The sequence below is a fragment of the Micromonospora cynarisoli genome, assembly GCF_030518815.1.
Taxonomy (GTDB): Bacteria; Actinomycetota; Actinomycetes; order Mycobacteriales; family Micromonosporaceae; genus Micromonospora; species Micromonospora wenchangensis.
In genome coordinates, this window is the sequence record NZ_CP130426.1 from 675,471 (window position 1) to 697,428 (window position 21,958).

Sequence of the window (21,958 nt, forward strand, 5' to 3'; positions counted from 1 at the left end):
GCCAACGGGGTACCGAGACCGTCGTCCCCCGCTCGCCGACACAGACAGGTTGGACCCATGGACCGAGGCGCCACGAACCCCGTCCGCATCCTGGTGGTCGACGACGACCCGGGTGACGTGCTGATGATCGAGGAAGCCCTGGCGGACTCCGGCATCGCCAAGGTCATCGACGTGGTCGGTGACGGTCAGGAGGCGATGGAGTTCCTGCGGCAGGAGGGCCGGCACGTCGACGCCCGGCGACCCGACGTGATCCTGCTCGACCTGAACATGCCGCGGATGGACGGGCGGCAGGTGCTCGGCGAGGTGAAGCAGGACGACGACCTGCGCACCATCCCGATCGTGGTGCTGACCACCTCCAACGCGGACACCGACATCGTGGGCAGCTACAGCCTCCAGGCCAACGCCTACGTCACCAAGCCGATCGACCTGGACGACTTCAACGACGTGGTGCGCCGGATCGACGAGTTCTTCGGTCGGGTCGTGGTGCTGCCCAAGCGCTCCTGACCGCCCGGGGCGTCCCGGTGCGTCCCGACGCGCCGGGTCCGCCCCGACGGTCGGCCGGCCCGGCAAGCCGCCCCGCAATTGCTGAACATTTTTCTCGAACCGCCCCGGTGGTCGTCCGCTGCCGCGAGGATCGAGCTGGGACAGACGTACCAGCTTCCTGGGGGGCGACACGTATGAGGTTCTCCGTCGTTGAGTCCGGCTACGACCGGCGACAGGTCGATTCCTGCCTGGACGAGCTCGGAGTCCGGTTGACCCGGCTCGCCGCGCGGGCGGAGGTGATCGCCGGCGCGGGGCGGGACTGGGACCAGATCCGCCAGGAGACCACCCTGCTCCTGGCGATGGTCGACAGGCGGCGGGCCGACGCCGACCGGGGCGCGGCCCGGCCGGCGGTCCTGCGTACGGCCGACGAGCTGCTGGCCCGGGCCCGCGCCGAGCTGGACGCCGCCCGGGAGGAGGCCCGGCAGTTGCGCGAGCGGGTGTACGCCGAGGCGGTGCAGGCCCGTCGCGAGTTCGAGGCGTCGCTGCACGAACGGCGGCACCGGGCGGCCCGGGTCGATCAGCTCCTCACCGGGCTGAGCGTCGAGACGGTGCCGGTCGACACCCCGACCGCCGCCGCCGGTGGTGTCCCGGCCACCCGGGTCGCCACCGGCACCGACGAGGTGGCTGTCGACCAGCCCGAGCCGGGCACCCGGGTCGGCTGACCGGCATCAGGCCGTCCTGCCGGGCCCGGCCCCGGTGTCCGCCGCCGCCCGACGCGCGGTGGCGGCAGAGGCCGGTTCAGGTCAGCGCGTCGACCACGGTGGTGGCCCGGTCCTCGTGCCGCGCGTACGCGCCGGGGTAGGCGGAGATCTGCACGGCCTGCGCGGCGGCGGTGATGCTGAGCTGCCGCCAACCGGGGATCTCGGCCAGCGCTGAGTAGAACGCCCGCGCGGCGTAGGCGGGGCGCATCAGCTGGGCGACCGTGCCCCAGCCGCTGCTCGGGCGCTGCTGGAACAGGCCCACCGAGTCGTGGTCCGAGCCGCTGCCCTGGTGCGGGTGGTCGTACGACTCGGGCAGCACGTCGCTGGCGAGGTTGTGCAGGTCGCTCTCCTGCATGGCGGTGGCGACGGCGACCACCAGGCCCCGGCGCGGCACCCCCAGCTCGACGCCGACCTCGACGATCACCTGGGCGTTGGCCATCTGGAGCGGGGTGAGCCCGGCGACCGGGCGGGGCCGGGCCGGCTTCGTCGGCTTCGGCGCGGTGCTGCGGGTTGCCGACGGGCCGGGGCTGGCGGAGGTCGGGGCGTCCGACGGCAGCGCGGTCCGCTCCCGGGCCCGGGACGCCCGCTGCTCCTCGGCGGCCCGGTCGGCCAGCACCTCCTGCACCGGCCGGGGCTGCCTGTCGAGCCGGTCGGTCCCGGCCAGCGCGACGAGCCCCAGGCAGCAGGTCACACCCCCGGCGAGGGCGATCCGGGCGGGGGTCGAGGCGAGCACGGCCCGGGCGCCCCGTCGGGGCGGCTCCGGCGCGCGGTGCCGGCCGATCCTCCGTTCGTCCGAGCCCACCCGGGCCGAAGGGGTGGCCGGGCGGTTCCGGGGCGGCAGTTGCGCGGCGGTCTCGTCGGGGTGCACCCGACGAGGTTAGAGAGGTTTCAGCCGCAGACCGGCGGTGGTATGGGTGGCCTGCGCCACAATCGGCTGGAATCCGCCCGGATACTAGCCGCATAACCATGTCAAAGCGGTGGAAGGCGTATGCCGCTCCTATCGGTTATCAGGCTCAGACCGGGATGAAGCAGGCGGGAATCGCGGTCGCCGGGGTGTCGGGCCGGGAGTCGGCCAAACGACGGAGGTGGCGACCGGCCGTCCCGGCGGGGCCGCCTCACCCGGACGTGGCGGGGGCCGCCGGCTCAGTGCCTGCCGTTCTCGGCCGCGCTCACCGTCAGCCGGTGCCGGCTGCTGTCGTCGCTGGAGAACGGCCACAGCCGGTCGGCATACGTGACCAGTTCGGCCAACTGCTCCCGGCTCAACCCGGCCGAGGAGATGCTGGCGTGCACGTCGGCCCGGTACCGGCCGTCGTCGTCGCGCCCCAGCTTCGCCTCGGCGGTCACCTGCACCGTGTGCGCCTCGTCGGTGATCTCCCCGGCCGCCTCGACCGCCGCGTGGTGCAGGCAGGAGGCGAAGGCGGCGGCGAGCAGCTGCTCCGGGGTCAACCCGGTGCAGTGCGGCGCGAGCGGCGACGCCAGCGCGGTGGAGAGCTCACCGTCGTCGGTGCGTACGTGCCCGCCCGTGGCGGTCGCGCTGGCCTCGTGCAGCCAGGAACTCGGATCCGGCATCGCGTTCCCCCCTCATCCGTCGGCCGGGTTCCCGGCCACGAACGGGTGAAACGCCCGGGGTGCGCCGACGGCCGGGATCAGACCGGCCCGGTCCGGGACCAGTCGTGCACCGCCACCGCCTCCGTCGCCTCGGCGGCCGCCCGCTCGGTCCACGGTGACACCGGCGCGGTACGGGGCCGGGGCACCGAGGCCAGCATCGGCACGTAGACCCGGGCGTCGACCACCTCCGCCAGCTCCAGGGCCGCCACCAGACTGCTGGGCCGCTCGCGCGGGTCGTCGGCGAGGCAACGCCGACACAGGTCGGCCACCTCGGACGGCAGCCCCGCGACCGGCGGCAACGGCTCCGGCGTGATCTTCCGGCGGGACCCGACCAGCTGGGTGGCGGTGGTCCCCGCCGCGTACGGCAGCTTCCCGGTGAGGCAGTAGTAGAGCAGCACGCCGACGGCGTACATGTCGGCGGCGGGGGTGGCCGGCTGCCTGTCGAACTGCTCCGGGGCCAGGTACGCCGGAGTCCCCACCAGCATGCCGTCCGGGCTGTGGTCGGGTGCCCCGGCCGGGGTGGCGATACCGAAGTCGAGCACCTTCGCCCCCGACGGGGTGAGCATCACGTTGGCCGGTTTGACGTCGCGGTGCACGATCCCGTGGGCGTGCGCAGCGGCGAGCGCGGCGGTCACCTCGGCGCAGACCCGGACCGCGATGCGCCAGTCCAGCGGGCCGGCCCGCAGGTGCGCGGCGAGGGTCTCGCCCTCCACCAGCTCCATCACGATGTACGGCATCTCCCGGCCGGGCAGGGTCGTCGAGGTGCCGAAGTCGTGGACGCTGGCGACGTTGGGGTGCACCAACCGGGCGGCGGACCGGGCCTCGGCCCTGATCCGCTCGACCGAGGTCTGCTCGCCCCGGTGGGCGGGGGCCATCAGCTTCACCGCGACCGGCCGGTCCAGGACGATGTCGTGAGCCCGCCAGACCTCCGACATCCCACCCATGCCGATGCGCTGTTCGAGCTGGTACCGCCCGGCCAGCGTCCTCATCGACCCGCTCCTGTCCATGCCGACCCCGTCGCCGGGGTGGCGATGGCGCTGTCGAGCCGGTACCCGGCCGCTGCGCTGGGCAAACCGTTGCCCGCCCCGCCCCGGACCCGGTCCCACCGGGTGGACCCGGTCGAGCGACCCCGGCCCGGCCCCGGGTGCGGTAGCTTGCCGTCAGTGGCCCGCGCGACCGTCGGCCACCGGAGGGAGGCCCCGATGGGCGAGGTGACCGTGCGCTTCGTCGGCGGGCCGGCCCACGATCTGGTCCGTACCCTGCCGGCCGACCCGGAGGGGGCGCCGCCCGCCCGTTGGGTGCTGCGTCACCCGGACGCCCCACCGGCCCCCGGCGGGGGTGGCCCCGACCACCTCTACCAGCGGGACCGGCCGGCCGGCGACGGCCACTGGACGATGTCCTTCGTGCACACCTATCCGACCGGGGTGGGCCAGTAGCCACCCGGCGACCCGCGGGGGCGGCGCTCCCGGAACCGCCCCCCGACGCCACCCGGCCCGGTACGGTCGAGCGGGGCCGCGCGCCACAGCGGGCGCACAGGATGCGCATAGGTCAGCGCCAGTAACCGGTCCCACGATGGGGGCATGGTGACCGACGGGCAGACCGCACCACACCGGATCGAGTTGCGCCGCCCCGACGGCGAACCCGTCCGGGTGCTGGTGGTCGACGACGAACCCACCCTGACCGACCTGCTGTCGATGGCGCTGCGCTACGAGGGGTGGCAGGTGCGCAGCGCGGGCAACGGGATGGCGGCGCTGAGCGCGGCCCGGCAGTTCCAGCCCGACGCGGTGGTGCTCGACGTGATGCTCCCCGACCTGGACGGCTTCCAGGTGCTGCGCCGGCTGCGCGAGCAGACCCCGACCGTGCCGGTGCTCTTCCTGACCGCCCGCGACGCGGTCGAGGAGCGGATCGCCGGGCTCACCGTCGGCGGCGACGACTACGTCACCAAGCCGTTCAGCCTGGAGGAGGTCATCGCCCGGCTGCGCGCCCTGCTGCGACGTACCGGCTTCGCGGTGACCGCCCGGGAGGAGGCCGTGCTCACCGTCGGCGACCTCACCCTCGACGAGGACAGCCACGAGGTACGCCGGGGCGACGACCTGATCACCCTAACCGCCACCGAGTTCGAACTGCTGCGCTACCTGATGCGCAACCCGCGTCGGGTGCTCAGCAAGGCGCAGATCCTGGACCGGGTGTGGAACTACGACTTCGGCGGGCAGGCCAACGTGGTCGAGCTGTACATCTCGTACCTGCGCAAGAAGATCGACGTGGGACGCGCGCCGATGATCCACACCCTGCGTGGCGCCGGTTATGTCCTCAAGCCCGCGCCGTGACCGGGCCGGTCGCCTCCGCCGCCGGTTGGCGGGCTGGTCGCTGCGCCGCCGGCTGGTGCTCACCGTGGTGGCGCTGCTGGCGCTGGTCAGCGTCGGCATCGGCGGGCTGACCACTGTCGCGCTGCGGCACTTCCTGATCTACCAGGTCGACACCCAGCTCGCCGGGGACAACCGTCGCTTCGACAGCCGGCTGCCCTGGGACCGGACCATGGGCCAGCCCCGCCCCCTCGACCAGGTCACCGGCCGGCAGGGGCAACCCGACCCGCCGCCGACGTTCCCGATCGGCTCGATCGGGATGCGGATCATCCCGCACGAGCAGCCGTCGGCCCGCATCCGCGGCGCCTCCGGCGCGACCGAGGCGCTCACCGCCGCCGACGTCGCCCCGCTGACCGCGTTGCCCGCCGACAGCGGGCCGCACACCGTCGACCTCGGCGAGCGGGGCGACTACCGGGCGGTGGCCCGCCGGGTTCCCGGCGGCGACACCCTGGTCTTCGCCATCCCGCTGCGTCCCGTGCAGGAGATCGTCTGGTGGATGGTCGTCGCCCAGGCGGGCGTCGCCACCGCCGGCCTGCTCGTCGCCGGCAGCCTGGGCGCGCTGATCGTCCGGGCCACGCTGCGCCCGCTGCACCGGGTCGCGGCCACCGCCGGGCGGGTCGCCGAACTGCCCCTGGACCGGGGCGAGGTGGCGCTGTCGGTGCGGGTGCCCGCCGTCGACACCGACCCGCGCACCGAGGTGGGGCAGGTGGGCGCGGCGTTGAACCGGATGCTGGGCCACGTCGCCGCCGCGCTCGCCGCCCGCCAGGCCAGCGAGACCCGGGTACGCCAGTTCGTCGCCGACGCCTCGCACGAGCTGCGCACCCCGCTGGCCGCGATCCGGGGCTACGCCGAGGTGGCCCGCCGGGGCCGGGACCGGGTGCCCCCGGATGTGGCCCACGCGCTGCGCCGGGTCGAATCCGCCAGCACCCGGATGACCAGCCTCGTCGACGACCTGCTGCTGCTGGCCCGCCTGGACTCCGGCCGGCCGCTGGCCACCGGACCTGTCGACCTGACCGCCCTGGTGGTCGACGCGGTCAGCGACGCGCACGTGGCCGGCGGCGAACACCGGTGGCAGCTCGACCTGCCCGACGAGGCGGTGGAGGTGCCAGGCGACGCCGTCCGGCTGCACCAGGTGGTGGCGAACCTGCTCGCCAACGCGCGGGTGCACACCCCGCCCGGCACCACCGTCACCACCCGCATCGCCCCGGTGCCCGGCGCGGTGGAACTCAGCGTCACCGACGACGGCCCCGGGGTGCCCCCGGAACTGCGCGACGAGGTCTTCGAACGGTTCGCCCGGGGCGACAGCTCCCGGTCCCGGCAGCACGGCAGCACCGGCCTCGGCCTGGCCATCGTGGCCGCCGTGGTGGAGGCCCACCACGGCGGCGTCACGCTGGAGAGCCGACCGGGCCGCACGGTCTTCACCGTCCGGCTGCCGACCTCCCCGACACCCCCGGACCGCGCCACGCCCGCGCCGCCGGATTCCACAGCCCACGCATAGCTCGGTCACGGGGCCGCCCCAACCGGGTGGTCGAGGCTGGCCGCATGGACAGAACCGAGAGCCTGCTGACGACGCCGGCCGGCCCGCCGGACGACACCGCGACCGCACCGCCGGCCAGCTCGGCGTCGTCCCACCCGGACGACGGCGACCCGGCCCGGCGCGACCCGCGCTGGGTCAGACCCGCGCTGGCCGTGCTGCTGCTCGGCACCGGCCTGCTCTACCTGTGGGGGCTGGGGGAGTCCGGCTGGGCGAACTCGTTCTACTCGGCGGCGGTGCAGGCCGGCTCCGAGAGCTGGAAGGCGTTCTTCTACGGCTCCTCCGACGCGGCCAACTCGATCACCGTCGACAAGACACCGGCCGCGCTGTGGCTGATGGCCCTGTCGGTACGGATCTTCGGGCTGAACAGTTGGGCGATCCTGGTGCCGCAGGCGCTGCTCGGCGTCGCCTCGGTCGGCGTCCTGTTCGCCACCGTGCGCCGCTGGTACGGCCCGGCCGCGGGCCTGATCGCCGGGACGGTCCTGGCGCTCACCCCGGTCGCCACCCTGATGTTCCGGTTCAACAACCCGGACGCGCTGCTGGTCCTGCTGCTGGTGGGCGGTGCGTACGCCACCGTGCGGGCGGTGGAGACGGCCAGCACCCGGTGGATCGTGCTGGTCGGGGTGCTGGTCGGCGTCGGCTTCCTCACCAAGATGCTCCAGGCGTTCCTGGTGGTCCCGGTCTTCGCCGGGGTCTACCTGCTGGCCGCGCCGACCGGCTTCTGGCGACGGATCCGTCAGGTGTTGCTGGCCGGCCTGGGCCTGGTCGTCGCTGCGGGCTGGTGGGTGGCCACCGTGGAGTTGGTCCCGGCCAGCGCCCGGCCCTACATCGGCGGTTCGCAGCAGAACAGCATCCTGGAGCTGACCCTCGGCTACAACGGTCTCGGCCGGATCACCGGTGAGGAGGAGGGCAGCGTCGGTGGTGGTGCCCGGACGGGCGGCGGCGGTGGGCCGTTCTCCGGGCGGACCGGCTGGCTGCGGATGTTCGACACCGAGGTCGGCGGCCAGATCTCCTGGCTGCTGCCGGCCGCGCTGATCCTGCTCGTCGCCGGCCTGGTGCTGGCGGGCCGGGCGGCGCGCACCGACCGCCGTCGCGCCGGGCTGCTGCTGTGGGGCGGCTGGCTGCTGGTCACCGGGCTGATCTTCAGCTTCATGTCCGGCATCTTCCACGCCTACTACACGGTGGCCCTGGCACCGGCGGTCGGTGCGTTGGTCGGCATCGGCACCGTCCTGCTCTGGCGGGAACGCCGGGCCACCGCTGGACCCGTCACCCCGGTCACCGGTTCCGCGGTGCCCGCCGGGCCGACCGCCGCCCTGGGTGTCGAAGCCGGGACGGCCCCCGGTGTCGACCCCGCGACCGCGCCGTCGACCGGTGGTCGCCGGTCCCTCCGGTGGCGGGGGTGGTTCGCCACCGTCACCCTGGCCGTCACCCTGGCGGTCACCGCGTGGTGGTCCTGGCGGCTGCTGGGCCGCAGCACGGACTTCCAGCCCTGGCTACGGCCGGCCGTGCTGGTCGCCGGGCTCGCCGTGGCGGTGCTGATCCTGCTCGACCGGCGGCTGCCCCGGCGACTGGTGCCGGTGGTGCTGGCGCTGGGCGCGTCGGCCGCGCTGGCCGGCCCGGCGGCGTACGCGGCGCAGACCGCCGCCACCCCGCACACCGGGTCCATCCCGAGCGCCGGCCCGAACGTGCAGGGCGGCTTCGGTCCGGGGCGTGGTGGGCCCGGCGGCCGGATGGGCGACGGCATGGAGTTCCCCGGTGGTGGCGGCTTCCCGGGTGGTGGCGGCTTCCCGGGTGGCAACCGGGACGGCGGCACCGGTCAGAACGGTCAGCCTCCCGGCTTCCCCGGCGGTACCGCCAACGGCGGCCCGGCCCGGTTCCCCGGCTTCCCCGGCGGTACCGGTCAGGACGGCGGTACCGGCCAGGACGGTGGGCGTACCAGGGGTGGCCAGGGTCGCACCGGCGGGATGGGCGGCCTGCTCGACTCCCGGGAGCCGAGCGCGGCGCTGAAGTCGCTGCTGACGGCCGACGCCGACGACTACACCTGGATGGCGGCGACCGTCGGCTCCAACAACGCCTCCGGCTACCAGCTCGCCACCGGCCGGCCGGTGATGGCCGTCGGCGGCTTCAACGGCAGCGACCCGGCGCCCACCCTGGCCCGGTTCCAGGAGTACGTGGCCGCCGGGAAGATCCACTACTTCGTCGGCGGGGGCGGCTTCCGGGCCAACGGCGGCAGCTCCGCCTCCCAGGAGATCGCCGCCTGGGTCGCCGAGAACTTCACCGCGCGGACCGTCGACGGGGTCACCGTCTACGACCTGACCAGCGCCGGACAGGAGGCACAGGGATGACCACGATCGGCAGTCCCCGGCCCGCCGTCGAGACCCGGGCCGGCACCCCCACCGCCGTGCTCGACGTGGTGGTGCCGGTCCACAACGAAGAGGCCGACCTCGGCCCCTGCGTACGCCGGCTGCACGAGCACCTCAGCGCGCACTTCCCGTACCCGTTCCGGATCACCGTGGCGGACAACGCCAGCGTCGACGGCACCCTCGCCGTGGCCGAGGCGCTCGCCGCCGAACTCCCGCACGTCCAGGTACGCCACCTGAGCGCCAAGGGACGCGGTCGGGCGCTGCGGGTCGCCTGGTCGGCCTCGGACGCCCCGGTGCTGGCGTACATGGACGTGGACCTGTCGACCGACCTGGCCGCGTTGCTGCCCCTGGTCGCCCCGCTCATCTCCGGCCACTCGGACCTCGCCATCGGCACCCGGCTGGCCCGGACCTCCCGGGTGGTGCGGGGCGCCAAGCGAGAGGTGATCTCCCGGGCCTACAACCTGCTGCTGCGGGGCACCCTCGCCGCCCGGTTCTCCGACGCGCAGTGCGGCTTCAAGGCGATCCGCGCCGACGTGGCCCGGGAACTGCTGCCGCTGGTGCAGGACACGGGCTGGTTCTTCGACACCGAACTGCTGGTGCTCGCCCAGCGCGCCGGACTGCGCATCCACGAGGTGCCGGTGGACTGGGTCGACGACCCGGACAGCCGGGTCGACATCGTGGCCACCGCCCTGGCCGACCTGCGCGGCATCGGCCGGTTGGGGCGGGCGCTGGTCACCGGCACGTTGCCACTGGCCGCGCTGCGCGCACAGTGGGGCCGGGCGCCGCTGGCCGCCGCACCGGCGCGGGTGCCGGCCGGGCTGCCCGCACAGTTGGCCCGGTTCGCCCTGGTCGGCGTGGTCAGCACGGTGGCGTACCTGGTGCTGTTCGTGGCGACCCGGGGGATGCTCGGCGCGCAACCGGCGAACCTGCTGGCGCTGCTGGTGACGGCGGTGGGCAACACGGCGGCGAACCGCCGGCTCACCTTCGGTATCACCGGGCGGCGGGCCGCCGCCCGGCACCACCTCCAGGGGTTGCTCGCCTTCGCCCTCGGCCTGGCGTTGACCAGCGGCGCGCTCGCCGCCCTGCACGCGGTCAGCACCCCGTCCCGGCCGGTCGAACTGGCCGTGCTGGTGGTCGCGAACCTGGCCGCGACGGCGCTGCGGTTCCTGCTGCTACGCCTGGCGATGCACCACCGCCGGGCCTGACGCCGGTGGCCGGTCCGGCGTCAGTTCACCGGCGTGACCACCCGGGACACCTCCGGCAGCGCGACGGTACGCGCCACCGCCTCCGTCGTCCCGGGGGAGAAGTCGGCGGTGGTCGCCCGGACGACCAGTTCCGGGTCCAGCCGCGCCGACGTGGTGCTGCCCGAGCCGAGCAGGGTGAGCAGGGCGTGCAGGGCCTGCGAGCCCATGTCCCGCAGCGGGGTACGGATCGAGGTGAGCGGCACCAGGAGCTGGGCGTCCACGTCGATGTCGTTGTAGCCGACCACCGCCACCTCCCGACCGACCCGCAGGCCGTGGTCGCGCAGGGTGCCCATCGCCCCGATCGCGGCGAAGTCGTTGACCGCGAAGACCCCGTCGGGACGACCGGTGTCCAGCAGCCCGGCCATCGCCGAGGCCCCACCGGCGACGTCGAAGGTGGACGGCGCGACCCACCGGGGGTCGACCGGCACACCCCGGGCCCTCGCCGCGGCGAGGAAGCCTGCGACCCGGTCGGCGGCGGTGCTGGCGTGCCCGGGACCGGCGATCACCGCCAGCCGCCGGCAGCCCACGTCGATCAGGTGCTCGGCGGCGAGCCGGCCACCGAGGCGGTCCCGGCCGGTCACCGACGGGAAACCCCGGGAGGCCCGGCTGACCAGCACGAACGGAACCCCGTCGGCGGCCAGCCGGGCCAGCATCGGATCGTTGCGGCGGGCGTCACCGATGATCAGCCCGTCCACCCGTTCCCCGATCAACCGCTGGATGCGCAGCGCCCGCGCCTCGTCGTCGTCCCAGCTGCTGCTGACCACCGCCTGGTAACCGGCGGCGGCAGCGGCGGCGTCGATGCCCTCGAAGACGGTGGCCAGCACGATGTCGGTGATCCGGGGGACCAGCACGCCGATCACCCCGGTCTTGCCGCTGCGCAGGCTGGCCGCCCAGCGGTCCCGGTGGAAGCCCAGTTCCCGGGCGGCGGCCACGATCCGGGCCGCGGTCGCCGGCGCGACCCGCACGTCGTCGCCGCGCAGCACCCGGGAGACCGTGGAGACGTGCACACCGGTGTGGCTGGCGACGTCGCGCAGGGTCACCCGCTTGTTCACTGTGCCTCCCGTGCCGGACCGGTATCCGTACCCGGCAACCTAGCTGAGATGACTGCCCCCGTTCACGTCGAAGGTCATGCCGGTGACCGTGGCGCAGGAGTCGGAGAGCAGGAACAGCACGATGTCGGCGATCTCCTGCGCCGAGGAGACCCGGCCCAGCGGCATCCGGGACCGCAGCGCCGCCTTCTGTTCGGCGGTGAGCCGGTCGTGCATCGGGGTGGCCACCGGGCCGGGCGCGACGGCGTTGACCCGTACCGCCTGCGGTCCGAAGTCGACGGCCAGGTGCCGCATCAGGCCCAGCACCCCCGCTTTCGCCGCCGCGTACGCCGTGCCCGACAGCCGGGTGCCGCCGTCGCGGGCGTTGAGGCTGCTCATCAGCACCAGCGACCCGCCGCCGGCCGCCGCCATCCGGGGCACCACGGCCTGCGCGACGACGAACGCGGCGGTGAGGTTGTTACGCAGGGTGCGTTCCCACTCGGCGAGGCTGGTCTGTTCGATGCCACCGGCGCTGACCACCCCGGCCAGGTGCGCCACCCGGCGCGGGGTGCCGGTCGCGTCGACGAACTCGCCCACCGCGACCGGGTCGGCGGCGTCCACGCCGGTGGAGACGTCCAGCACGTGCACCGTCTCGCCCCGGGCGCGGGCGGCGGCGACCACGGCCGCGCCGATGCCGCTGGCCCCGCCGGTCACCAGCAGGCTCACGACGTGCCGCCGAGGATCTCGTCGCGGGCCCGCCGGTAGGCGTCGGAGAGCAGCATCTCCGGCTGGGAGTAGACGACGAAGCGGACCCCCCGGTCGATCCAGCGGCGGGCCTCCTCGGCGGAGTAGGCCAGCATGCCGGCGACCCGGCCGGCGGCGACCACCCGCTCGACGAACGCGACCGCGTGCTTCTCCACCTCCGGATGGGTGGGCTGGTAGCCCAGGCCCAGCTTGACCGACAGGTCGGCCCGGCCGAGCATCAGCACGTCGAGGTCGGCGGCGAGGATGTCGTCCAGGTTGGCCAGCCCGGCGGGGGTCTCGACCAGGGCGACGACCGTGGTGTTCCGCCCGGCCCAGGTCAGGTAGCGGTCGAAGTCGCTCCGGGCGGTGCCGTGCCCGGCGGCCCGCGCCGCCGAGCACAGCGTCCGGTCACCGACCGGCGGGTAGTGGGTCAGCCGGGCCGCCTCGACGGCCTGCGCCCCGGTCTCCACCAGCGGCAGCACCACCCCGCCGGCACCGCTGTCCAGGGACCAGAGCAGGTCCTTCTCCTCGATCCGGCGTAGCCGGACCAGCGGGGTGGTCCCCGCCGAGCCGGCCGCCCGGACCATCGCCAGCACGCTCTGCTCGTCGGCGGCGGCGTGCTCGGTGTCGACGACGAGGAAGTCGTAGCCGAGGGCGCCGAGGATCTCGCCGATCGCCGGCTCCTGGAGCAGGGTCAGGCTGCCGAGGGCGACGCCACCGTCACGCAGCACCTCGGCCAGCCGGCTCGGACGGGGAAACATCAGGACTCCAGCTTCTGGACGCTGCCGCAGTCGCGGTTGGCAGGCACCTCACCGACGATCTTCAGGGCGGCGTCGACGACGGAACCGTCGTGCCACTCACCGACCTCCGGCAGCTTCTCGATGATCTTGTTGTCGAGCAGCCACCTGCCGTCCTCGGCGACCACGGTGGCGGTGTCCACCCGACCGTTCGGGTCCATGTACGGCCACTGGTCGGTGCCGTACAGCTTGGTGATCGTCTCCGCCGGGACCTTGGTCCGCTCGGCCACGATCTTGATCACGTCGTCCTTGTTGGCCGGGTCCTGGTAGTAGCGCACACCCTCCAGCCAGCCGGCCATCCACCGCGCCGCGACCTCGGGCCGCTTGCTGATGAAGTCCTGCGACATGGTGATCAGGCCCTGCTCCTGGTTCGGGGCCACCTCGTTCATCGCCAGCACCCGCTTGGCCTGCCCGTCGGTGATGAGCTGGTACGCCAGCGGCTGCACCACGAAGCCGGCGTCCACCGCACCGCTCTTGAGCGCGTTGGCCGTGTCCGGGTAGCTCAGGGTCACGATCTGCCCCAGGTCGGACTGCTTGAGCCCGACCTCACCCAGCGCCCGGTCCAGCCAGTACTCGGTGGTCGAACCCTTGGCCAGGATGGCGACCTTCTTGCCCTTGAGGTCGGCCACGCTCTTCAGCCCGCCGTCGAAGGCCTGGGTCCGGGCCAGCAGGAGGTTGTCCGACGCGCACCGGTACTGCTGCCGGTCGGCCACCGCCCGCACCCGCAGCCCCTGGTTGACCGCGTTGAACAACGCGCCACCGGTGCCCGGGATGTTCACGTCCAGCTTGCCCTGACCCTGCACCGCGAGCCGGGAGTAGATGTCGGCGTTGCTGAACTCCACCTCGACCTGGTGCTTGCCGAAGAAGCCCTTTGCGTCGGCCACCATCATCGGGGCCAGCGAGAGGATCTCCAGCGAGTTGACAGTCACCTTGTCGGTGCCGCCGGAGCCCGTCGACTCCGCGTCGTCACCGCAGGCCGCGGTGCCGAGCAGCAGGCTCGCTCCCAACAGCGCGGCGATCACACCCTTTTTCTTGATCGTCGTGATCCGCTTGATTGTCATGATTGGCCCTCCGTCCAGCTGAAGAAGCGCCGCTGCACCCGCAGCGTCACCGTGGTGAGGAAAAAGCCCATCGCCGCGATCACCGCGAGCGTGGCGTACATGTTGTCGATCTGATAGATCTGCCAGTACCGCCAGGTCATCGACCCGACGCCGTCACTGGCGGCGAGGAACTCACCGGCGATGGTGCCCAGCAGGGCGAGCCCCGCGGCGAGCCGGATACCGGCGAAGATGGACGGCAGGGCGCCCGGCAGGACGATCTTCCACAGGATCTGCTGCCGGCTGGCGCCCAGGTTGCGGGCCATCAGGATCAGCCGCTCGTCGACCTGGAGCACCCCCGACATCGCGTTCACCACCGCCGGGAAGAACGAGATGATGCCGGCGAGCACCACGATCGGCCGTCCGCCGGTGCCGAAGATGACCAGCAGCAGCGGCAGGATCGCCACCACCGGGATCGGGTACGTGATGGCGATCAGCGGGTCGACAAGCACCCGCACCCACCGGGACCGTCCCATCGCGATGCCCAGCAGCGTCGCCGGGATCACCCCGAGCAGGAAACCGAGCAGGATGCGCTGGGCGGTGATCCCGATGTTCGGCAGCAGCTCCCCGGAGGAGAACAGGTCGACCAGCGCCTGCACGCACTCCGACGGGGCCGGGAAGAACGTCTTGTCGATCAGCCCGGCCATGCTGCCGCCCTGCCACAGCGCCAGCACCACGACCACCGGCACCATGCTGCCCAGCCCGCTGCTGAGCAGCTTGAACCCGCGACCCGGTGGGCGTTCCGCGCGGGGGTCCACCGCGTAACGGACCACGGGCTCGTCGGTCGCCCGTTCCCGGGTCGGCACGGTCTGCTCGCTCATCGGTCCCCCTTCGCTTCCGCCCACTCGGCCGCCAGGGTGGCGTCCCGCAACTGCGCCCACAGGTGGCGCTTCAACTCGGTGAACCGCGGGTCCAACTCGACGTCGCGGGTACGCGGCCGGGGGAACGGCACCCGGATCTCCTCGACCACCCGGGTCGGCCGGGGGCCGAGCACGATGATCCGGTCCGCCAGCAGCAGCGCCTCCTCGATGCTGTGCGTGATGAACAGGACCGTCTTGCGGTGCCTCGACCAGACCTGGAGCAGCTCGTCCTGCAACAGGGTCCGGGTCTGGGCGTCCACCGCCGCGAACGGCTCGTCCATCAGCAGGACCTCGGGGTCGCTGGCCAGGGCCCGGGCGATTCCGGCCCGCTGGCGCATCCCGCCGGACAGCTCGTGCGGCTTGTTGTCGGCGAACGCCTCGATACCCATCATCGTCAGGTGCTCCCGGGCCACCTCCCGCCGCCGGGCGGCGGGCACCCCGCGCAGTTCCAGGCCGAACGCCACGTTGTCGGCGATGGAGCGCCACGGGATCAGCGCGTAGTCCTGCCAGACGATCGAGGTGAGCGGGCCGGCGGCGGTGCGCTCCCCGACGAACCGGATCTCCCCGTCGTCCGGCCGGCGCAGCCCGCCGAGCAGGCCGAGCAGGGTCGACTTGCCGCATCCGCTCGGACCGATCACGCAGATGAACTCCTGCGCCTCGATCGTGGTGCTGAGGCTGCCGACCACCGACAGCCGGCTCCCGTCGGCCCGGGGATACCCCTTGGCCACGTTGTCGATCTCGATGCGCATGGTCACTGCCCTCCGTGGGCCGGCAGGTCGGAGTAGTTGTGGTGCCACCAGTCGGCGATGTCGCGCCGCCTGGCGAACCAGACGCCGGGCAGGTCCTGCGCCCAGGCGATGAGGTCCCGCAGCGCGGAGGCCCGACCGGCCTGGCCGATCAGCCGGGCGTGCAGCCCGATCGAGATCATCTTGGGGGAGGTATCGCCCTCCTCCCACAGGTACTCGATGCCCCGCCGGCAGTTCTCGAAGAAGTCGGTCGGGTTGCCGTAGCCGGGGCTGAAGGCGAACCGGCCGTCGTTGTAGGTGTGGGTGTACGGCACCACCAGGTGCCGCTGCCCCGCCACCTGCACCCAGTACGGCAGGTCGTCGTTGTAGGCGTTGGAGTCGTACCGGAAGCCGCCCTCCTCGACCAGCAGCCGCCGGGTGCGCTCCGACGGGGCGTACCGGGAGTACCAGCCGACCGGGCGTTCCCCGCACAGCTCGGTGATCGTCGCCACCGCCTGGCGGATCTCGGCGCGTTCCTCGTCCTCGGTCATCCCCGACGGCTCCCGCCAGCGCAGGCCGTGCGAGCAGATCTCGTGCCCTGCGTCGACGAACGCCCTGGTCAGCGGCCGGTTACGGGCGAGCGCCTCGGCGCAGCCGTACACGGTCACCGGGGTCTGCGTCCGGTCGAACAGCCGCAGCAGCCGCCACGCCCCGGCCCGGCTGCCGTACTCGTAGACCGACTCCTGGGACAGGTCCCGGTGCTCGGCGCTGGTCGGCGTGTACGAGATCTCGCCGACCCATTCGTTGACGCTGTCGCCGTCGAGGAGGCTGTGTTCGGCGCCCTCCTCGTAGTTGAGGCACAGGCTCACCGCGACCCGGGCGGCACCGGGCCACTCGACGCGGGGCAGGTCCCCGCCGTAGCCGATGAAGTCCCGCTCGGTGCCGGGTTCGACTCTGATCACCATGTCGTCGTGTCCTTTCTGCCGGATGGACCGGGCCCAGCGGGAACCGGCGGCGGGCCGCCGTCCGGATTCGGTGCCCCGCCGCGCACCAGCGCGGTGAGGTCTCGCAGTCGGGTCGCCCCGGGCGCGCGGGCCAGCCCGTGCAGCAGGTCGGTCGCCCCGGCCGGCACCCCCGGGGTACGCAGCAGCGCGGCGTCGACGGCGGCCAGGTCGTCGGCGGTCATCGGGTCCTCCCGGTCGCCGTGGTGGAACCGGGCCCGCCCGGTCAGCCGGGCCCCGCCGTGGGTCGTCACCTCCACCACCGCCGGTCGGCCCGCCGGATATCCCTGGTCCAGCCCGGGGTCGTGGCGTACGGTCACCCGCTCGGCGAGCCGGGCGGCGCGGGCCCGCCGCTCGTCAGGCCCGTCCGGGGCGCCCGGGTCGGTGCCGAGCAGCCCGCAGGCCACCACCCACGGGATGCTGAACTGGCGGGCCAGCCGGCCGACCGGACGACGCCCGGCGAGCAGGGCCGCCCCCGCGTAGGTGTGCACGGTCACCGCCGCCACCTCGTCGGCCGGCAGGTCCCGAGCCATCGCGCGGGCCACCGTCCAGGCGGTCAGGGTGTGCGCGCACACCCCGACCGGCTTGAAGTACGCGTCGGGCAGCAGCGGTCGGGGCAGCAGCGCGGCGTCCACCGGGCGGTCGGTGAGGCCCTGGTGGACGGTCCGGCCCAGGTGGGGCAGCACCGGCCCGGTGGCCGGGAACCCGACCGCGGCGAGCCGGGCGACGGTCAGCCCGTTGGCGGTGCCGAGGGCGGGCAGCAGGTAGTGGGCGGCGTGGCCCCGCCGGGTGTCGGCCTCGGGCCCGGCCAGCGCCACGGTCAGCGCCAGGTCCACCGTCGCGGCCAACCCGGCGGCGTCCTGCCCGGCGACGGTCCCGGCTGCGGCCGCCGCCGCGCCGGTGCCCCACCCACCGTGCGGGTGCACCCCGGGGCGGGGCGCGCCCAGCAGCAGGCCGAGCCGGGCGCCCACCTCCCAGCCGACCACCAGCGCCCGCAGGAACACCCGCAGGCTGTGGTCGTCCAGCTCGGCGGCGGCCAGGGCGGCGGCGTACGCGTGCAGCCCCGGGTGTCCCCGGGATTCGCGCAGGCCCTCGTCGCACTGGCTGACGGTGATCGCCGCCGCCGTCACCGCGGCGGCCCGCGCCGGCTGGTCCGTCCCGCCCGGCGCGGCCAGCAGGGTGCACCGGCCGTCCGGGTCGCCGGCGGTGTCGAGGCCGGCGGGCAGGTGCCCGCGGGCCGCGACGGCGTTGGCGGTCAGCCGGGCCGCCACCTGCCGCACCAGCACCTGTCCGGTGCCGGTGGCCAGCAGCGTGTCGGCGGCCTCGACGGCACCGGCGACGAGCGTGGCCAGCACGTCGCCGCGGGCGTCCCCCCGCCGGTGCCCCGTCACGGTGTGATCACCTGCTTGCCGAGCACCCGCCGGTCGGCGAGCGCCTGGTGGGCCCGGCCGGCGTCGGCCAACGACAGGACCGCGTCGACCCGTGGGGTGAGCTGTCCGGCCGCGACCAGGCCCAGCACCCGGGCGATCTCGTCGGGACGCTGGCTGCGCGACCCGCGCAGCTCGTACTCGTTGCGGAAAGTCTCGATGAGGTCGAGGTGCGGGTGCTCCCCGGCGTGGCCCCCGCCGACGATCAGCCGGCCGGTGGGGGCGAGGGTGCCCAACGCGGCCTCGAAGACGTCACCGCCGATGTGTTCGACGATCACGTCGAAGCCCGCGCCGGAGGTGATCCGGCGGGCCTCGGCCGCCCAGTCGGGATCGCGGGTGCTCAGCACCGCGTCCGCGCCGAGCGAGGAGACGAAGCCGGCCTTCGCCGGGTCGCCGATCAGGCCGACGACCCGGGCACCGCCGAGCTTGGCGAGCTGGACCACCGCGTGCCCGAGCCCACCGGCCGCGCCCGGGGCGAGGACCCACTCGCCGGGGGCGAGCCGGCCGATGGAGTACAGGGTGCGCCAGGCGGTGCCGAAGGAGATCGGGGTGGCGGCGGCGACCACCGGGTCGAGGTCGCCGATGTCCAGCAGGCCGCGTGCCGGGGCCACCGCGTGCCGGGCGTAACCGCCCCACCTGGTGATGCCTGGCATGTCGGCGTCGGGGCAGAGGTTGGCCCGCCCGGTCAGGCAGCGGGGGCAGGTGCCGCAGGGCGTGTTGGGCAGCACCAGCACGCGGTCGCCCGGGGCCCGGCCGGTGACCCGGGAGCCGAGCCGTTCCACCACGCCGACGACCTCGCGGCCGAGCACGTGCGGCAGCCGCAGCGGCATCCGGGACACCCCGCTGCGCAGGTCGGCGTCGAGGTGGTTGACGGCGACCGCGAGCACCCGCAGCAGAACCTCGTCGGGGCCGGGTTCGGGCAGGTCGACCTCGGTGAGGGTGAGCGTCTCGGTGCCGCCGTACCCGTTCATGGTCACTGCTTCGGTCTTCACGCGCGACGTCCTTCCACCATGGAGCGCAGGGCTTCCGGCACGGCGCCGGGTTCTTCGACGGCCAGGGCGAGGGTCAACGCGACCCGGGCCTGGGTGCCGGTGAGGTCACCGGCGAAGAGCGCGCCGGCGCGGGCGAGGGTCGCCCCGCCGCCGGCGTAGACCGGGCGGACCCGGCCCGCGCCGGTCCGGCTGGTGATCACCACGGGTACGCCGTGCCGGCGGGCCTCCGCGACGGCCTCGGCGACCGCGGGTGGGGCGTTGCCGGCACCGAACGCCTCGACCACGATCCCGGCGGCCCCGGCGTGCAGCGACGCGCGCAGGTGGGTGCCGTCCGCACCGGCGACGAGCTTGACCAGGTCCACCCGGGGCAGCCGGGCGGGGATCGGCAGGTGCGCGTAGTGCCCGCCCCGGGCGGCGGTCGACACCCGCAGCACGCCGTCCGGGTCGACCAGGGCCAGCACCCCGGCCGTGCCGCCGGAGAACGCCGACACGGCCGAGGTGTGCACCTTGCGGCTCTCCACCGCGGCGTACGCGACGCCCCCCATGACGGTCGCCGCGCCGAGCGGCCGGGGTGCGGTGACCACCCGGATCGCGTCGGCGAGGTTGCGTCCGGCGTCGGAGTCGGGCTCGTCGGCGCCGCGCTGGGCTCCGGTCAGCACGACCCGGGCGTCGGGGCCGGTGAACTGCCCGGTCAGGTAGGCGGCCTCCTCCAGGGTGTCGGTGCCGTGGGTGACGACCACCCCGGCGAACCCGTCGGCGAGTTTGGCCCGCACGGCCCGGACGGTGGCCAGCATGTCGTCCAGGGAGAGCGTGAAGCTCGGCCGGCAGGACAGGTCGAAGCCGTGGATCTCGGCGTCGGTCGTGCCCGTGACGATCTTCAGCAGGTCCGTGACGGAGTCGGTCACGGCCAGGCCCTCGTCGGGGTCCCACCGCGACGCGATCGTCCCACCGGTTGCCAGAACCGCGATCCGCACCGGCCACACCCCCTTTGCGCAAACGATTGCTCAATTGAGGTGATGACCGTTGCACAAACGTTCGCCCTGCACAAGAGCTGCGGGAATGTGAACCCGTAGAAGTTATGGATTGGTGGCCGGGTCGATGACACGCGGATGTCGCGCCTGTTGCGGTGTCCGTCGTCGTCCCGTTCCCGGGCCGCCGGTGTCGCGTCCCGGCGGCGGGCGGCGGCGTGGCAGGCTGGGACCGTGTACCGGGAACGGCCCGCCGGGGTGATCGACGGCGCGGTGCTCTGGGCGAGCGAGAGCCGCCCGGACGCCCCGCCGACCCGGGTGCTGCCCGACGGCTGTCTCGACCTGCTCTGGTCCAGCCGGGCGGGCCTGCTGGTCGCCGGCCCGGACCGCACGGCGCAGCTCAGCGTGTCGACACCCGGGGAACGGTGGCGCGGCGTCCGGCTACCGCCCGGGGTGGGCCCGGCCGTCTTCGGTGTCCCCGCCGCCGAGCTACGGGACCGCCGGGTACCCCTCGACGCCCTCTGGGGGCGTGCCGCCGTCCGGCTCGCCGAGCAGCTCGGCGGCGCGCCCACCGCCGCCGCCCTGGCCGTGATCGCGGCCGACCGGCTCGCCCGGGGAGGCGGCGTCGACCCGCTCGGCCCCCGGGTGGCCGCGCTGCTCGCCGCCGGCGCCTCCGTCACCGCGACCGCCGCCGAGGTCGGCCTCGGCCCGCGCGCCCTGCACCGGCGCAGCCGGACCCTCTTCGGGTACGGCCCCAAGACCCTCGCCCGCATCCTGCGGCTGCACCGGGCCCTGGCGCTGGCCCGTCGCGGCGTCGGACTGGCCGAGGTGGCCGCCCGCGCCGGCTACGCCGACCAGGCCCACCTCACCCGCGACGTCCGGGACCTGGCCGGCGTCCCACCGACCACCCTGCTCGCCCGCTGACCACCCGCAGCGGCCGGGTTCCCGTGGCCTCCCGTGGCCGGGTTTTCGTGGCCGGATGCCGGGGGTGTTCCGGTGGGTGCCTGCGGGTGCCCACAGCGGCGGGCACCACGGGGCCGGAAGGGCGGCCGACGGGTCAGCTCGGTTCGGGGGACGCGATGTCGGGCGTACTGGCGGGGGACGCGTCGAGGGGGGCGAAGAGGTCCACGCCGTTGCCGTCCGGGTCGTGCAGGATGGCGTACCGCTGGCCCCAGAACGCGTCCCACGGGGCGACCTCGCCGTGGAAACCCGCCCCGGTGAGCGCGGTCCAGTACCGGTCCACCTCGGCCGGGTCGGCGCACAGGAAGGCGAGGCTGGCGCGCGGGCTGCCGCTGGGTGGCGTCCACCCGGGGTGGAAGCCGCGCAGCATCGTCACGGTGTCCCAGGCCAGTCGCAGCCCACCGGGGAGGGTGACCTCGACGTGGTCCTCGTGGTCGGCCCCGGCGGGGATGTCCAGCCCGAGCCGGCGGTAGAAGTCCAGGGTGCGGGCCATGTCGTTGACCGCGGTGCCGATGAGGTCGAAGCGGGGCGTCATGTGGCCAGGGTAGGGCGGTGTCCGCCCCGGGGTCTTGAACGGAACGGACCGGGCCGAGGACACCATGTGCACCTCGCGGCCGGACCGGACGAAGTACGGTGTCAGGGGAGCAATCCGTCTTTCAGGTGCAGATGCCCCATCGGGTGCGCCTGTCGGCGGTCCATGACGGCGAGGGAAGGGAGCGGGCCGATGAGGTACCTGGCCTACCTGGACGCGGGGTCCGGCAGTCTGATCGTGCAGGCGGTGGTCGGCGGAGCGGCGGGCGCAGCGGTCGCCGCGAAGCTCTACTGGCGGCGGGTGGCGGCCCGGTTCCGCCGCCAGCCCACGGAACCCGCCGAGGTCCCCCCGTCCGTCCGGCCCGTCGGGCAGGCCGACGCCCCCACCACCGGGCCCGCCGTGACCGGGCGGCAAGCCGTGACCGGGCGGCAGCCGCGCCAGACCGCCGGCAACTGACCGGTGGGCGTACCG

General features: G+C 74.3%; 23 protein-coding genes. 9 read left to right on the plus strand and 14 right to left on the minus strand.

What is annotated here, in order from left to right:
- Positions 1–57: 57 nt before the first annotated feature.
- On the plus strand, positions 58–504 hold the full coding sequence (locus Q2K16_RS02565) for a response regulator (RefSeq protein ID WP_088645276.1): 447 nt from the start codon (positions 58–60) through the stop codon (positions 502–504).
- Between the two features lie 173 nt (positions 505–677).
- A complete protein-coding gene (locus Q2K16_RS02570; RefSeq protein ID WP_302743344.1) occupies positions 678–1,205 on the plus strand; it encodes an ATPase in 528 nt (175 codons plus the stop codon).
- 76 nt (positions 1,206–1,281) lie between these two features.
- On the opposite strand, the gene Q2K16_RS02575 is transcribed toward Q2K16_RS02570, so the two are convergent.
- From Q2K16_RS02575 to Q2K16_RS02585, 3 genes are all read right to left on the minus strand, one after another.
- Positions 1,282–2,112, minus strand: coding sequence for a hypothetical protein (locus Q2K16_RS02575; RefSeq protein WP_302743345.1), 831 nt, complete (start codon positions 2,110–2,112; stop codon positions 1,282–1,284).
- Between the two features lie 275 nt (positions 2,113–2,387).
- Positions 2,388–2,813 (minus strand): OsmC family protein, encoded by a 426-nt coding sequence (locus Q2K16_RS02580; RefSeq protein WP_302743346.1) that lies wholly within the window; start codon positions 2,811–2,813, stop codon positions 2,388–2,390.
- A 77-nt stretch (positions 2,814–2,890) separates the two neighbouring features.
- Positions 2,891–3,841 (minus strand): serine/threonine-protein kinase, encoded by a 951-nt coding sequence (locus tag Q2K16_RS02585; protein ID WP_302743347.1) that lies wholly within the window; start codon positions 3,839–3,841, stop codon positions 2,891–2,893.
- Between the two features lie 213 nt (positions 3,842–4,054).
- Here Q2K16_RS02585 and Q2K16_RS02590 point away from each other — a divergent pair, with 213 nt between their 5' ends.
- From Q2K16_RS02590 to Q2K16_RS02610, 5 genes are all read left to right on the plus strand, one after another.
- A complete protein-coding gene (locus Q2K16_RS02590; protein ID WP_302743348.1) occupies positions 4,055–4,288 on the plus strand; it encodes a hypothetical protein in 234 nt (77 codons plus the stop codon).
- 144 nt (positions 4,289–4,432) lie between these two features.
- Positions 4,433–5,179, plus strand: coding sequence for a response regulator transcription factor (locus Q2K16_RS02595; protein ID WP_088645272.1), 747 nt, complete (start codon positions 4,433–4,435; stop codon positions 5,177–5,179).
- Positions 5,157–6,713 (plus strand): sensor histidine kinase, encoded by a 1,557-nt coding sequence (locus Q2K16_RS02600; protein WP_302743349.1) that lies wholly within the window; start codon positions 5,157–5,159, stop codon positions 6,711–6,713. The genes Q2K16_RS02595 and Q2K16_RS02600 overlap by 23 nt, the downstream gene beginning before the upstream one ends.
- 44 nt (positions 6,714–6,757) lie before the next feature.
- On the plus strand, positions 6,758–9,094 hold the full coding sequence (locus tag Q2K16_RS02605; protein ID WP_302743350.1) for a mannosyltransferase YkcB-related protein: 2,337 nt from the start codon (positions 6,758–6,760) through the stop codon (positions 9,092–9,094).
- The gene (locus Q2K16_RS02610; RefSeq protein ID WP_302743351.1) at positions 9,091–10,317 is read left to right on the plus strand and encodes a bifunctional glycosyltransferase family 2/GtrA family protein; all 1,227 of its coding nucleotides are present in this window, start codon (positions 9,091–9,093) and stop codon (positions 10,315–10,317) included. Before Q2K16_RS02605 ends, Q2K16_RS02610 begins: the two co-directional genes overlap by 4 nt.
- Positions 10,318–10,337: 20 nt before the next feature.
- Here the strand turns inward: Q2K16_RS02610 and Q2K16_RS02615 are convergent, their stop codons facing one another.
- From Q2K16_RS02615 to Q2K16_RS02660, 10 genes are read right to left on the minus strand one after another with little or no spacing between them, the layout of a single operon-like run.
- Positions 10,338–11,408: a LacI family DNA-binding transcriptional regulator gene (locus Q2K16_RS02615; RefSeq protein ID WP_302743352.1), complete on the minus strand. Its 1,071-nt coding sequence runs from the start codon at positions 11,406–11,408 to the stop codon at positions 10,338–10,340.
- Between the two features lie 39 nt (positions 11,409–11,447).
- Positions 11,448–12,110, minus strand: a complete 663-nt coding sequence (locus Q2K16_RS02620) for an SDR family NAD(P)-dependent oxidoreductase (RefSeq protein WP_302743353.1) — start codon at positions 12,108–12,110, stop codon at positions 11,448–11,450.
- Positions 12,107–12,889, minus strand: a complete 783-nt coding sequence (locus Q2K16_RS02625) for an HpcH/HpaI aldolase family protein (RefSeq protein WP_302743354.1) — start codon at positions 12,887–12,889, stop codon at positions 12,107–12,109. Before Q2K16_RS02625 ends, Q2K16_RS02620 begins: the two co-directional genes overlap by 4 nt.
- Complete coding sequence (locus Q2K16_RS02630) at positions 12,889–13,986, minus strand: ABC transporter substrate-binding protein (RefSeq protein WP_302743355.1); 1,098 nt, start codon at positions 13,984–13,986, stop codon at positions 12,889–12,891. The genes Q2K16_RS02625 and Q2K16_RS02630 overlap by 1 nt, the downstream gene beginning before the upstream one ends.
- Positions 13,983–14,843 (minus strand): ABC transporter permease, encoded by an 861-nt coding sequence (locus tag Q2K16_RS02635; RefSeq protein ID WP_302743356.1) that lies wholly within the window; start codon positions 14,841–14,843, stop codon positions 13,983–13,985. The genes Q2K16_RS02630 and Q2K16_RS02635 overlap by 4 nt, the downstream gene beginning before the upstream one ends.
- On the minus strand, positions 14,840–15,631 hold the full coding sequence (locus tag Q2K16_RS02640) for an ABC transporter ATP-binding protein (RefSeq protein WP_228544614.1): 792 nt from the start codon (positions 15,629–15,631) through the stop codon (positions 14,840–14,842). The genes Q2K16_RS02635 and Q2K16_RS02640 overlap by 4 nt, the downstream gene beginning before the upstream one ends.
- A 2-nt stretch (positions 15,632–15,633) precedes the next feature.
- Complete coding sequence (locus tag Q2K16_RS02645) at positions 15,634–16,572, minus strand: polysaccharide deacetylase family protein (RefSeq protein ID WP_302743357.1); 939 nt, start codon at positions 16,570–16,572, stop codon at positions 15,634–15,636.
- Positions 16,566–17,999, minus strand: a complete 1,434-nt coding sequence (locus tag Q2K16_RS02650; protein ID WP_302743358.1) for an MmgE/PrpD family protein — start codon at positions 17,997–17,999, stop codon at positions 16,566–16,568. Before Q2K16_RS02650 ends, Q2K16_RS02645 begins: the two co-directional genes overlap by 7 nt.
- On the minus strand, positions 17,996–19,027 hold the full coding sequence (locus tag Q2K16_RS02655; RefSeq protein WP_302743359.1) for an alcohol dehydrogenase catalytic domain-containing protein: 1,032 nt from the start codon (positions 19,025–19,027) through the stop codon (positions 17,996–17,998). Before Q2K16_RS02655 ends, Q2K16_RS02650 begins: the two co-directional genes overlap by 4 nt.
- Complete coding sequence (locus tag Q2K16_RS02660; RefSeq protein WP_302743360.1) at positions 19,024–20,001, minus strand: asparaginase; 978 nt, start codon at positions 19,999–20,001, stop codon at positions 19,024–19,026. The genes Q2K16_RS02655 and Q2K16_RS02660 overlap by 4 nt, the downstream gene beginning before the upstream one ends.
- A gap of 228 nt (positions 20,002–20,229) precedes the next feature.
- Between Q2K16_RS02660 and Q2K16_RS02665 the strand changes: the two genes are divergently transcribed.
- The gene (locus Q2K16_RS02665) at positions 20,230–20,919 is read left to right on the plus strand and encodes a helix-turn-helix domain-containing protein (RefSeq protein WP_302743361.1); all 690 of its coding nucleotides are present in this window, start codon (positions 20,230–20,232) and stop codon (positions 20,917–20,919) included.
- A gap of 133 nt (positions 20,920–21,052) precedes the next feature.
- Here Q2K16_RS02665 and Q2K16_RS02670 read toward each other — a convergent pair whose 3' ends face one another.
- Positions 21,053–21,490, minus strand: coding sequence for a VOC family protein (locus Q2K16_RS02670; RefSeq protein WP_302743362.1), 438 nt, complete (start codon positions 21,488–21,490; stop codon positions 21,053–21,055).
- Positions 21,491–21,679: 189 nt separating this feature from the next.
- On the opposite strand from Q2K16_RS02670, the gene Q2K16_RS02675 reads away from it, so the two are divergent.
- Entirely contained in the window at positions 21,680–21,943 is a 264-nt protein-coding gene (locus Q2K16_RS02675; RefSeq protein WP_302746706.1) for a hypothetical protein, read from the plus strand.
- The last annotated feature ends 15 nt before the right edge of the window (positions 21,944–21,958 follow it).